The following is a 13,386-nucleotide window of genomic DNA, read 5'->3' as shown; positions in this document are numbered from 1 at the left end:
AGCCAAACTTCACTTTTGCATTTAGGGTAGTCCATCGGTACTTAAGCCATGACTCAAAAATAGATCGCATAACGATTTACCACTAAAGTCACAACTTAATTTAGTTGGATAGATTACTAAAACTAATTAATTAACCTCTCGCCAGTAGATGATCCTGTCATGCCCACGGTAACGTCCAAAAAATGCACTTGCACGGGGGTCGGATAAGTCCGTTGGCGTTATATCGTTCCAATTCCAATACCATTCTAGCCATGGTTCAACATCGAGTGGCGCAGTCACTTGGCCTCGATAAAGCGCGCCACTTGTTGCCACGGCTCGCCACAGCAATTCAAATTGACCCGATTTAAATGTTGAAGAGCCACCGGTACGCAGTATGCTTTGGTTGGCGACTAAATCAGGCTCAAAGTTATAACCAAGGCTAGTATCATCAAGCTGCGAACCTAAGCTATCAACAACGGTTGTGCAGCTATCATCGGTATTCAATACCCAGTTTGTGCCATTCCAATACTCGGCCCGAACAGGCATACGTAATGTTTCAGTCTCTGGGCCGTAGGTGTTGTCCATTACCACTCGACCATGGCGGAGTATTTGCATGGTAATGTTTTTGGCATTACAGCTAGCGCAATTCCCTGTGCTTGCCGCATCCATATCTGGCGAGGCTACATAGGAGTAAATTCCATTCGGACGGGGATCGTTATCCATGACTTGGACGCCAATATCGAGCAACTCGAAGGGGCCATCCTGATACAAATTGCTCAATATATTAGGGGTTACTCGGCTAAAGTTAGCACGGTAAGTGGCATCGACAGTCGCCACACCTTGGCTCCAACTTGCGGCATTGATGGGTAAGGCGCTTAACCGATTTTGCAAATCGATACCATTATTATTGTTTTCGCCCACTAATTTGGCCGTCGCAACAGCAAATGGTGGAAAGTAGTTTTGCGTAACGGTTCCCGCACTATTAATCGCGTTTAGCTGCATCGACATAGGGAAAGATTGATCCATATAGCTAAAACTGCCACAGGCCGAAATGACAGAAACATCACTCACCAAAAAACTGTCGGGGACAAAACGACCAATATTAGCTGAGTAGGCCATTGGGATATTTAAACTACTCGACACCCCAAGATAGTTGTCACTTGCCTTAGCTGTAAGCTGAAATACACCAACCTCACTAATGGTTTGATTATTGATAGTATTCAGGTTATTGGTTTGCGCGCTATGATTGTAAGAAGTCACGCCTAACACACCATTATTTGCGCCATTAGCTATGGTTGGCGCAACCACTTTACTTGCCAGCGCCATTGAATCATCACTAAAGTTGGGCGTTGGCAGGTTACCACTGCAAAAATCGCTATCATTGTCCGCCTGCCACGCAACCGCCTGCACCGTCATACCAAAGGTTTGACCCGCTTTGCGATAGACATTGCAACTCATATTGGCACTTGGGCAAAGCGCACTCGCATCCACGGGTTTGACACATAATCCCGCAGGGACACTGACAAACTGATCTGAGCCTATCATCAATAAACCTTGCTCATCGCCCGTGCCTGTATATTTTGCATCTAGCTGTAATTTGCCCGCATCGGGGTAATTAACCGCGATGTTTGCCTGCCCATTAGCATCAAAAACAAGGTTTAATGCAGTGGGTGCGGCACTCGTAGTACTGATCGCCGTGCTATTAATCGTGACGGCCTTAGGTGTGATTGGCGCACTAGGCTCCAGATACTGACTCCAAAAACTGAGACTCTTAGTTTGACCTTGAAAACTCGGCACACATTGCTGAGTCTCATCCGACTTTTTAATGGCTTTGACTAACACATCTACGGGTTTACTGGCCAATTTATCAGGTACATCAAAAATAAAACCGCTATCGGCAAAGGTCAGCGAACAATTATTTTCACTTAACGCACCTGCACCAATACGGCAAAGGGTTTTACTTAAAGGTCTGGTCGTTGGATTGGAACCTTTTACACCTAGCGTCACCACTCCAGGCGTATTTCGCCGCAGTTGTAATTGCGCCGTCCCACCACTAAAACTGACTTGATTGCCACCAATCCACACACCATCAGCGGTTGAGTCAGGTAGTAGAGTTGCCGTTAATGCTTCAGTAAAAAGCTGACTACAACTGGCATTGGCACAGGCCCTAATGGTCATAGTCTCAGGGTTACAAGTCAGTCCCTGACCCGTATGGTCAAATTCAAAATGATCAATTTGCGTACCAATAGGATTTGATTTCAATGCACAAATCTGAACATTATCAATTTCATGGTTGTTATTTGAACCGCCAGTAGAACCCGTTAAAGATAATAAAAAATTATCAGGAATGGAGGCTTGTCCCGTTTGAGCTGCAGCGTTGAAAGCAGGCACTACAGTCACATAGCCAGATCCCGTATTGCGCTCAATTTTGACCACTGATTGGCCTGTAGATTGTGAGTCAATGGTGATTCTATATCTATGTGCAGGGGTTACATTGTTTTTATCGACGGTTGGAGATAAACAACTACCACTGGTATTAGTCGTACCATTACTACAAGCGCCACGTAAATAACGATATCCCGTTGTGCCAACTCCAGAGCCACGCACTGCAATCGACTGACGCCGTTGTCCAATATTTACGCTCCCTCCTTCGCCGGAGAAGTTACCATACTCATCAATACCGACCCCAAGCCAACCACCCGCAAATCCGCTAATACCAGGTTTAAAGCCATAACCTAAAGGACCACCAAAAGCACCTGGCTGCGGCGTAATAGCAGCATCCGATAAAACCATAGCAATACCATCAGCGCCATTACCACCGTAGGCATAATGATCAAACTGAATTTCGACTAAGTTATCTACTGCAGGAAAGAGTTTTTGATAGGTTGATGCTGTGGATTGATTTGATTTTGCTTCAGTTAAACGTAAACGACCGCTGACAATCGAAGGGGTAAAACTGCCACTACTACGGGAAACAACCCAATCGCTGCTTAATGCACTTTGGGAGAAAGTATCATTAAAACATTGCAAAACTGGCGCACCAGCATCATAAATAACCTTACTATTACTCTGAAGGGTTACATTTTTAGCACTGAGCCTACCTACCAATACTGCATTATTAAGTAAAGTCGCATCACCTACTACATAGTAACTACCTTGAATCTTAGCGTTACTTTGAACTTCTAGTTTTTTACCTACATACACGTCTACAGCAGTGGGGGCATTAAAAATAGATGAAAGGGCAATGGTGAAATTGCCTTTAATATATAGCTTGGTATCACCTGTACCCACTATATTTAGCGTGCCTGAATTAAGATTAAGATCGCCATCGATAATATAGGTTTTGCCCGCCTTTAAAGTCATAATACTCGAGTTAAAAAAAGTCAGATCTTTTATGACATATATTGAATAAGCATCAGATACGGTAACGTTACCACCAGTATTAATCGTTAGTGCGCCTATATCCCAACGACTACTATTAAATTGTTGACCGTAACCCGCTGTAGTTCCAAGCTCTACGGAGGGAGTAGTCCAATTTGCGACAACATTACTACTGGTTATAGAACTATTAACAAAAGTTGGAGCGGATCTTGCCAAACTAGATGTTCCTGTTATCTCGCACTTACCAATACCACAAGCTAAAGGGTTCATCTCATATTGATACCCCTTCACTCGTTTAAAGCAGACATCCACGTTGTTGTAATTTTCAATGAGCGCTCCGCTTTGCATATAGAGCTCACCACTGTTACTAAAACTCTGAACCGGTCCCGGAAAAACACTATTACAATCAATTGCAGCATAGGTTGGCGCAGAAGTGAAAATAAAAAATATAAGCAATAGCTTAGGTAAAAAACCCATCATATGCTGAGCACAATAATGTAGCGCTGAATTCAATATCGCCAAAAATCTAACCACGGGCTTCTACCTCAACTTGCCGGCTAACACGGGTATCACCGCTTTCGCATACTGCTTTACTGTTGATTCGATATTGGGTGATTGGGTCGGCGGTATATGCAGTACAAGTTAGCGTTACACTGCAAGCATGGAAACCCACTACATTGGGTGGCGTCCAAGAACTGTTTACCAAACAAACACCAACATCACCGTTTAATGGAAATAACTGCGCTAACGCCGCATCGGCGCCACTATTGGCGGCAGCCAAAGCCCTAGCGCCCCACACTTCCTGAGTCAATCCTGTATCTGCATCTTGCACAATATTGATAAGGGCAGACGCTAATAGAAACATCACAGTGATCACAAACACGCCAATAATTAATGCGCTGCCACCTTGGTGCGCTGGCAAACCCGTCGAATGCCACCTTGATTGCGATGCACTTGATGCACTGAATAAATTAGGGAACATTGATCACCTGCACTTGATGTCGATATTGGAACGTCTCACCATTAACATTAAATCTAGGTTGCAAATGCACCATGGCATTATTAACTAAACTTGATGGGGTTAGTGTCAGGGGTAAGTCATTACTATCACTCAGAAGATTCGCCACACTTTGCGCCATCAACACCCCCGTTCCCATATCGCTCGGTTTAGGTTGAGCCGCAGTAAAGTTATAGCCCACATAACGCCGTACCTGCAATTCATTAGCGCTTGATACCTTTTCAAAGCAATAACTGACTGGCACAGAAGCAAAATATATCCGTTGACGTGGAGAGGCTTCTGCAAACCTCGAGTTAACCGTAAAAGTTAAGCTGACTTGATTACCCGATGTGCTAATCGTTTTAATCTGCGCGCGTTTTTGCCTCGCACTGTTATACACATCACTGTCGGTTAAAGGATAAATCCAAGCATATTGGTTAACCGCAATCTTACTAGCCACATTGTCCAATATCACAGTCCCCGATGCGGCAGCGGTACTGGGCGCTATCGGCATAGATAAATACGTCGTGCTGGCTTGGATAGGCACAAATTCAATACATTGATACGTGAGCGAGTCGGTATTAACTCGCACGCTATTAGGTAAAGCGCCACGCAGTTCACGGGTCATTCGCTCGACGGCAAAACGGCTCTGACTGAGCACTTGATCGACCGAGCTCGACTCGACAAAAATCCGCGTACCAAAAATAATAAAGCTACTCACCCCAACCACCAGAATACCCAGAATCAAGATAACAGTGACCATCTCGACTAAGGTAAATCCCCGCGCGGATTTTTTATTAACAGCATATTGTAAAGCCATCAGTAATTACTCCTCACCATATTGTAAGTAATCACTTCGCTGTCGGGCGTCGTCACATTAATCATCACTAGCTTAGTATTCGCCGCACTGCCATAGGCAACCGTGACATTTAGGCGGTAATTGGGATACGCCTGTGCATAGGTTTGGGTCGAATTGAGCATAGTCGCGGTTTCATTTAAGCCGTGGTAATCATCGACATCATTAAAATTATTACGGCTTTCTCCCACCTCAGGCCCTAATAAAGTTGAACAATTGCTTCCTAATGGACTCCCACAGGCAGGTACACCTCCATTGGCATTGGAATTTTGATCATACCTTTTACCCCATATCTCATTCATTACCGAATGGGCAAGTTCGGCGCTTCGCACCCTATGCAAGGTTTTTGCTGCACGATCCGCTTGGGGAAATAACATGCTACTGAGCATCACTATCGCAATAGCAATAACCAACATGCCCACCACTAATTCAATTAAGGTAAAGCCCTGTTGCAACGATGCTTTATGGGAGAATAAGCGAGGATTAGTTGGCATAAATATATCCCTCGCTCGAGATATTGATGATCACAATATCATTGGCGATCACTTTGATGCAGTTACCATTACAAGCTAACGAGGGCCTACCATTAATATCAAAATCAATATTGAAACTACTGGCATTGCTACTGGATAACGCAAGCGTAGCACCGCCTTGGAAGGCTTGGGTATATAGCGGACTTGGAGAAAGCGCAGCACCTGTGCAACCGGCATTATCACGGGTTGCAAATTGACTCATTTGATAACCCGCACTCGACACGGCGATCCGATAGCATCTATCGGTATTGTTCAATGCTCTTTGCTGCACTTGACGCAGCTCTGCCATAAATTCATTACGCAAGCTAAAAGCGCTATAGGATGACTGGGTAAACAGACGCGGCAGTACCGTCACAGAAAGGATCCCAATTAAGATGATCGTTGTGACTAACTCTACTAAGGTAAATCCCGCCTGTTTTGCCATTGGAAATTTAGCCATTGTCCATTTCAGGTTCTAGGTTCTAGGTTCTAGGTTCTAGGTTCTAGGTTCTAGGTTCTAGGTTCTAGGTTCAGCTTATGCCAAGCATTTGATTAATAAAAATAAGTTTCTATTAATTTGGCACAAATTCTAAGTAAATTCATTTTGTTGCAGCCGATATAACATACCTATTTTATCTAAAAAAAAGGCCTGCTAGGCAGGCCTTTTTTTAATAAATATTAACAATCATCATCAGTAATGACATATGTAGGAACTGTGGTTTCTGTTGCTGGTGTATAAGTTAAATAACAACGATTTGAAGTTGTTGTGGTATTACCAAAGCGAGCAGAACCTGCCTGATAAATAACTGATGCTGCTGAACCACTAGTACCCTCAGCAATATACCAATCCGATGCATTATCTTCGTCATCGCTCAATGCTAAATCTACTGCACTAGATAACTGAGCTTGTGTTGATTGCAAATAGCCATAGTGCGTCACCACTGGAGTTCCAGTACCAATGTCAATAGAGTGTGCAGGTACTGCATCAAATGCCTTTTTCTCTAAACCAGCTAAAGCTGCTTTTGAGTAAACAAGTGTATTTGCACCTTGTAAGGACCCCTTTAAACCTTGCAGGGTTGAAGCTCTTGCATCGCCTTGTAAGTTAATAAACTTAGGTGCCGCAGTGACAGCAAGAATACCTAAGATGATGATCACTACTACTAATTCAATTAAGGTAAAACCTTGTTGTCTTCTCATATAAAAATTACCTTTCTACGTTTGGGCTAGTTAAGCAAGTTATAGACTGTTAAGTCAGTTATAAACTACGGTGATAAAAATATAAACTCATTAAAGCCTTAAATACGGCATTAAGGCGTAAATGGGGTTTGGGTAAAGCTTAATACTCTGCCTGTACCTGGGTTATAGACCACGCCCTTAGCACCTGCGGTGGATAAATCCGGTGCAGGCGTTGCTACACCCGTTGTTTGGTTGACCACCAGTGAAGCTGCTTGGTGGTAAACACATAAATCTAAACCCGTTACGGTAGTACCTTCAATTGAGGTCGCACTACCGCCCGCGCCATCAATCACCCTGACGGTATAACGTTGATTACGGGTATCTTGAGTGTAGAGCACATTACGTGGCGCACTCTGCAACACGGTATTAAAGACTTCTTGGCAACTGGCATCCGTCATTGCTGTCGCATCTGTCACTGATGTTCCAGTAGGGTAACCAAAACGAGTATCAAGGTTGACCGAGGTACCATCGAGGAGCACATTGTTATTTCGGCGTCCATCGACTTCCCACTGTGAACGCACAAAACTGACTGCAGTCGATAAACCGCCCGCAACACCATCTACACTGGCATCTTGCGCATCATCAGTCACATTTAAAAAACGCGGGATCGCCGTTGCAGCCAACAGGCCTAAAATCACAATAACGATAACGAGTTCAATCAATGAAAAACCATTTTGCTTAGTCTTCATTTACTTACCCTCATACTTAAGAGATGCCATTCTAACAGCTAAATTCATTTTAAAAAGCCTACTGCTTAACAATATTTTAGGGATTCGCCAAAAAAATGACCCTGCCAGAATTCAGTTGATAACCGATACTGTCGCCATTTTGCGAACGATAATGGCAGCTATTATCGCGCGAAAAATACGCCCCTGTTAGGGTTTCTGTTTTCAGTTCTGTTCCCATTAATTGTTGCCATAAATCTTGGCAACCTTGGTTATCCCGTTGCAAAGGTTGTGGCCAACCTAGGGCATTCATCTTAACCATACTGGGCATAAGCTGCTGGCTTTGATTTTCAAAAATTTCCCAATCTAAACCCAGTTGTGACGGTTTACCAAGGGATAACCATTGGGAGCGCACCATAGCCACTATATTTAAAAATCGTGCATGTTCTAACTCTATGCCTCTGGCGGCTAACTGCGGCATAGTTGAAAAATATTTAATACCTATGATAGCCATCATAGTTAACACCACAATCAAGGCGATAATCCGCCCATAGAGGTTCAATAGATTGCTTTCAGCCTTGTGCTGGCTTCGCATCTAGTCGCATCCTTCCAAATAAGGAGGTGTGCAGTCCATACCGTTAATTCCCCCCCTTAACCACATTGAGCATATCCCACATAGGTAGATAGATGCCGAGCGCAAGCACTAATACGATGACGGCCACTATACCAATAAGGATAGGCTCTAATTTAGCCGTGAGGTTTTTTAGATCGTAATCCACTTCACCCTCATAAAAATCGGCAGCATCATTCAATAACTGATCGATTTGCCCAGTTTCTTCACCCACTGCGACCATTTGTAGTACTAAGGGCGTAAATAACTGGCTCTGATTCGATACCCTAAGCACTGAGTCACCGGATTCAATCCCACGGCGCATGCCCACAATCCTATCGTGCATATAGGCATTATCCACCGCATCGGCCACTAAGCTTAATGCCTGTGTCATAGGTACGCCTGCACTGAGCATCATGGAAAAACTGCGGCAATAACGCGCTAGGGTGGAGCGTTCGATAATGGATCCGACGGCCGGAATATGCAGCTTCCACTTATCCCACTGCTTTTCGCCTTTTTCCGTATGATGCCAATAACGTACCCCAACAATGGCTCCGATAAGCGCCACCAGCATTAAGGGCCAATAATTAACAAAAAGGTTTGATGTACCAATTAACACTTTGGTCGCCCAAGGTAAATCGGCACCAAAGCGACTAAACATTTCTGCAAACTTAGGGATCACCATAATGTTCAAGATCACCATGGCGATGGTAATGGCGATTAATACAAATATGGGGTAACGCATAGCCGCTTTAATTCGACGTCTCGTCTCTTGCTCACGTTCGATATAGCCAGAAAGCTGGATAAATGCATCCTCTAACTTACCGGTGTTTTCACCCACATGCACCATAGAAACAAACAAAGAATCAAACACTTCAGGGTGTTGATTCATTGCAGAGGACAGGGGACGCCCGGCGGTCAGTTGCTCGGAAATATCATTGAGTGCATCTTTCAGCCGCTGGGAATGGGCGGTTTCAGATAATCCCGCAATCGCCCGCAAAATAGGAATGCCAGAACGGGTCAAGGAGTACATTTGGCGGGTAAAGATTTGTAGCTCATCTAAGCCGACTTTGCTGCCAAATAACTGAGTCACAGAAAAGGATTTAACGACTTTAGCCACTTTAACTTCGAGGGGAATAATCCCGCGGGCTAAGAGCATATCCGCCGCAGCACTTTCCGAGGCTGCATCGAGCTGCCCCGTAACGGCTTGACCTTGACCACTGCGACCACGGTATTGATAAACCGGCATAATTAGGCCTCAACGCCTTGTTGGCTAATCAGATCCTTAGATAAAGGGATCTGCGACTCACTCACATCTTCCACCAGCTTCGCCACCTCTTCAATGGTCGTCATGCCTTCACTTAAATATTGCAAGGCTGACTCGGCCAGTGGCGTAAAATTGGGGCTTTGTAATGCTGCGCGGGCAAAATCCTGTGGATTGCCCGTACGCATGGCATCGATCATCTTCTCGTCCAATTCAAGGATTTCAAAGATACCTATTCGCCCACGATAGCCACTGCCATTACAGCTCTGGCAACCTGTGCCAATTCTAAAATTCGCCGTTGAAAAATCCTTACGGCTTACGCTACTCAACCAGGCTTTTTCCTGTGGTGAGGGTTGATATTCAACCCCGCAATTATGGCAAACGCGGCGCACTAGGCGCTGGGCAATAATCACCCTGAGTGCACTCGCCACCAAATAACTCGCCGCGCCCATATCGAGTAAACGCAGTGCGCTGGTGACCGCATCATTAGTATGCAGAGTCGATAGCACAAAGTGACCTGTTAATGCACCGCGCAGGCCAATCTCTACCGTTTCTTGATCGCGCATCTCACCAACCATGATGATATCGGGGTCTTGACGTAAAGTGGTACGCAACACGTTTGAAAAATCGAGCCCAATTTTGTGGTTCACTTGCACTTGGTTTATCCGCGGCAATTGATACTCGACCGGATCTTCCACCGTAATAATTTTACGATCAGCGGTATTAAGCTCACTTAAAATGCCGTACAGCGTGGTGGTTTTACCGCTACCCGTGGGGCCTGTTACCAATAACATGCCATGGGGACGTTTAATTTGTTTGCGAATCCGCGCCAAAATATGCGGCGGCATACCGGTTTCATTGAGAGTGAGCAAACCCGCAGATTGATCGAGCAAACGCATTACCACAGATTCGCCGTGGTAAATCGGCATGGTCGACATACGCACATCAATATGATGGCCTTTGATTTCGATATGGAAACGACCATCCTGTGGCAGACGTTTCTCCGAAATATCCAGTCCTGCCATCAACTTAAGCCGCAAAACTAAAGCCGCGGCAATATTAACTTCATTCAGAATTGTTTCGTGCAGTTGACCATCGATGCGCTGACGAATACGCAGCGCTTTATCACCGGGCTCGATATGAATATCCGAAGCACGCATTTGTACCGCATCTTCGAAAATCGATTGCAGTAACTTAACCACGGTCGTTTCATTATCACTATCGCCCGAGGTTAAACTCGCCAAATCAAACATCTTATCGGCGGCGTATTCTTCTTCGAGTTTGCCGGCAATTTGTGCGATTTGATCGGTACGACGATAAAGGTTATCAAAGGCCTCTAGCAGTTGTTGCTCGGGCGCGACCGCTAAGGTTAAGCGTTTGGGGGCAACGAGAATCTCTAAGTGATCGAGCGCCTGTAAATCCGCAGGATCGCTCATTGCCACCAGTACACTGTCCCCCCTATCCTCAACCGCAAGGGCACGGAAACGCCGCGCCTGTACTTCAGGGATCAGCTGTACCACCTCGGCGGGGATGGGCCGCTTACTGATATCGAGTAAGGGCAAATTCAATTGTTGGGAGAGAAATTGCAGCAATTGATGTTCGGTAATGGAGCGTAAATCAATCAAGGTACGGCCAAGTTTATGGCCTGTTTTACGCTGCTCAGTTAACGCTTGCTGTAACTGTTCTTCGGTAATAATCGATTCTTGAACTAACAGATCGCCCAAACGCATCTTTAATCTGGGTTTCATTGGCTATCTCCTAGTTGGCTTAATCGTTGTTCAATAAAAGCAGTTGCCTGCGCCGAGAGCCCTGAGTGGCTTAATGCGGTGCGATAGGCTTGACTCGCCTTGGCAAATTGTTGCTGAGAATCTAAAGCATAACCTAGGCCCATCCACCATTTCCCCTGCTGCGGCTCCTGCTGCAATAACTGCCGATAGGCTTGCTCAGCTAAGCTAAATTGCCCTTGCTTTTGGGCTAAATCGGTTTGAGCTAACCATTTTTGCCGTGCTAAAACATGGCTATCGGGGATTTGCGCTAGGCTAGCTAATGCTAAATCTACGTCCCCAAGCTCCTGCTGGACTCGCGCTAATAACAGATAAAAGTCAAATTGTTGAGGGTATAAAAGCACTGCTTGCTGCAATACTTGTTCGGCGTTATTGAGTCGTCCTTGGCCATAGTGCAATGCCGCAAGTTGCTGACGCACATTATGTAAGCTTGGGTCAAAGCCGAGGGCCTTCTCATAATATTCGATAGCTTTATCAAGTCTTCCCTGTTTTTCGGCATCTATTGCCAGAGTTAACTGTTTTTGTGCTAATTGACTTGGCGTGAGCTTAACCTCTGTCACCGCCATTTTACCTGCGGGTTTGATTGGCTCAATTGCGGGGGTATCTACGGATTGCTTTACAGGCACACTTTCGGGTGTGCTTTCGGGCGCACTGGCTTGAATCGCTCCAACAATCTCGTCCACTTCAATGGCTATTTCATGTTTTTCGGATTGGTCATTAGCACTCACAACGGCTTCTACCTGGGGATTTTGATTGGCAACAGGGAGCAGATCCTCAGCGGTAGTGATTTCTGCATTAGCCGATCCATTAGGCGTTTTTACGGCTGTATTTGAGCTAAGGGTCAAAGGCTCGGTTAAATTCACGGTCTCGGACATGGTTTGCTTTATTTCGGGCTTTGTTTCGGACTGTGTTTGAATTATTGGCGCTTCAGTATCACTCGCTGCGGTGAGCTTAGGCGATGTCTCTATGCTATCTGCAGTTTGGGGTTGAGTGAATGTTTGATAGCCATAAACACCAACACCGCCAATAAACAATGACATAAGGCTGATTGAACCCCAGATTTTAATGCTAGGTTTGCGACCTAAATATTGCACTTGATGCTGGGCAATATTTGAAAGTTGATGCCCCTGTTGGCGCTGTTCGAGATCTTTTAGCATTTTGTTGATAACACTCATGCCCTATTCCCCCAAACCTGTGGGAGATCGATACCTGATGCTGCGATCGCTAAGATCAAGACAGTCAATACCACTACAGCAAGCACTAAGTTTCGAGACCAGTGCATTTTTTTGCTGGCATCCTCTGTATCTAAAATGGCATCGCGCACATGGGACGCCTTCACCCGAGTGACGCCTTCACCAAAACTTAGCAATAACGCCTTGTGGGCGAGAATATTAATCAATCTGGGGATCCCTCGGGATGCATAGGCGATCTTACGCGTTAGCTTAGGTGTAAATAACGGTTCGCCTTGGCGACCCGCAATGGCTAATCGATAGCGAATATAGGCATCGGTTTCATCCCAAGTGAGTGGGCGTAAGTTGTAGCTAAAGGTTATTCGCTGCCTTAACTGTCTAAATTCTTGGCGTTTTAATCTTTCATCAAGCTCAGGCTGCCCAAATAACACCACTTGGAGTAATTTGCGGCTCTCGGTCTCAAGGTTAGTGAATAAACGCAGCGCTTCTAAGCTATCGTCCGGCAATGCCTGCGCCTCGTCTAGCACTAAGACTATTGCATGACCATGCCTGCTCAAATCGAGTAGTTGCTGCTGAATCAGGCCTGTAAGCTGCTGCTGATCGATATCTGTCGCGTAGTTAAGGCCCAGTTCATTCGCTACGGCCCAGCGTAATTCCGCTGGGGTTAAATAGGGATTAGGTAAATAAGCGCAGTGAAACCCACTCGGTAGATCATTAATTAACTTTCGACAAAGTAATGTTTTACCGGTACCGACCTCACCTGTAACCTTGATAAACCCCTCACCCGTTTGCAATGCCGTTTGTAGCACTTGCAGGGCTTCCACATGTGGCGATAACCCGAAAAAAAATCCGGTATTCGGCGTTAAGGAAAATGGGGTCTGGCTTAGACCAAAATGCTTCAAATACATAGAA

General features: G+C 45.3%; 12 protein-coding genes. All 12 read right to left on the bottom strand.

All coding sequences use genetic code 11. The features are described from left to right. Positions 1 to 126: 126 nt before the first annotated feature. The 12 genes from L2744_RS05165 to L2744_RS05110 all read right to left on the bottom strand — a co-directional run bounded on the left by L2744_RS05165 (position 127) and on the right by L2744_RS05110 (position 13,382). Positions 127 to 3,894: a DUF6701 domain-containing protein gene (locus L2744_RS05165; protein ID WP_248990907.1), complete on the bottom strand. Its 3,768-nt coding sequence runs from the start codon at positions 3,892 to 3,894 to the stop codon at positions 127 to 129. Then, positions 3,887 to 4,342: an MSHA biogenesis protein MshP gene (locus L2744_RS05160; RefSeq protein ID WP_248990906.1), complete on the bottom strand. Its 456-nt coding sequence runs from the start codon at positions 4,340 to 4,342 to the stop codon at positions 3,887 to 3,889. Before L2744_RS05160 ends, L2744_RS05165 begins: the two co-directional genes overlap by 8 nt. Continuing rightward, positions 4,332 to 5,177, bottom strand: coding sequence for a PilW family protein (locus L2744_RS05155; protein ID WP_248990905.1), 846 nt, complete (start codon positions 5,175 to 5,177; stop codon positions 4,332 to 4,334). Before L2744_RS05155 ends, L2744_RS05160 begins: the two co-directional genes overlap by 11 nt. Next, positions 5,177 to 5,707: a type II secretion system protein gene (locus L2744_RS05150; protein WP_248990904.1), complete on the bottom strand. Its 531-nt coding sequence runs from the start codon at positions 5,705 to 5,707 to the stop codon at positions 5,177 to 5,179. Before L2744_RS05150 ends, L2744_RS05155 begins: the two co-directional genes overlap by 1 nt. After that, the gene (locus L2744_RS05145) at positions 5,697 to 6,185 is read right to left on the bottom strand and encodes a type II secretion system protein (protein WP_248990903.1); all 489 of its coding nucleotides are present in this window, start codon (positions 6,183 to 6,185) and stop codon (positions 5,697 to 5,699) included. The genes L2744_RS05150 and L2744_RS05145 overlap by 11 nt, the downstream gene beginning before the upstream one ends. A 218-nt stretch (positions 6,186 to 6,403) precedes the next feature. Beyond that, on the bottom strand, positions 6,404 to 6,922 hold the full coding sequence (locus tag L2744_RS05140) for a type II secretion system protein (RefSeq protein ID WP_248990902.1): 519 nt from the start codon (positions 6,920 to 6,922) through the stop codon (positions 6,404 to 6,406). A gap of 110 nt (positions 6,923 to 7,032) precedes the next feature. Beyond that, on the bottom strand, positions 7,033 to 7,650 hold the full coding sequence (locus tag L2744_RS05135; RefSeq protein ID WP_248990901.1) for a prepilin-type N-terminal cleavage/methylation domain-containing protein: 618 nt from the start codon (positions 7,648 to 7,650) through the stop codon (positions 7,033 to 7,035). 76 nt (positions 7,651 to 7,726) lie between these two features. Then, the gene (locus L2744_RS05130; RefSeq protein WP_248990900.1) at positions 7,727 to 8,221 is read right to left on the bottom strand and encodes an MSHA biogenesis protein MshF; all 495 of its coding nucleotides are present in this window, start codon (positions 8,219 to 8,221) and stop codon (positions 7,727 to 7,729) included. Positions 8,222 to 8,264: 43 nt separating this feature from the next. Continuing rightward, complete coding sequence (locus L2744_RS05125; protein WP_248990899.1) at positions 8,265 to 9,485, bottom strand: type II secretion system F family protein; 1,221 nt, start codon at positions 9,483 to 9,485, stop codon at positions 8,265 to 8,267. Positions 9,486 to 9,487: 2 nt separating this feature from the next. After that, on the bottom strand, positions 9,488 to 11,248 hold the full coding sequence (locus L2744_RS05120) for a GspE/PulE family protein (RefSeq protein ID WP_248990898.1): 1,761 nt from the start codon (positions 11,246 to 11,248) through the stop codon (positions 9,488 to 9,490). Further along, positions 11,245 to 12,459 (bottom strand): tetratricopeptide repeat protein, encoded by a 1,215-nt coding sequence (locus L2744_RS05115; protein ID WP_248990897.1) that lies wholly within the window; start codon positions 12,457 to 12,459, stop codon positions 11,245 to 11,247. Before L2744_RS05115 ends, L2744_RS05120 begins: the two co-directional genes overlap by 4 nt. After that, positions 12,456 to 13,382 carry an ExeA family protein gene (locus L2744_RS05110; protein WP_248990896.1) on the bottom strand — a complete coding sequence of 309 codons (927 nt, stop codon included), beginning with the start codon at positions 13,380 to 13,382 and terminating at the stop codon, positions 12,456 to 12,458. The genes L2744_RS05115 and L2744_RS05110 overlap by 4 nt, the downstream gene beginning before the upstream one ends. Positions 13,383 to 13,386 lie beyond the last annotated feature (4 nt).

Source organism: Shewanella profunda (assembly GCF_023283765.1).
GTDB classification, from domain to species: Bacteria; Pseudomonadota; Gammaproteobacteria; order Enterobacterales; family Shewanellaceae; genus Shewanella; species Shewanella profunda.
The sequence above is the reverse complement of the archived record's forward strand: the minus strand, read 5'-3'. Positions and strand labels throughout refer to the sequence as shown.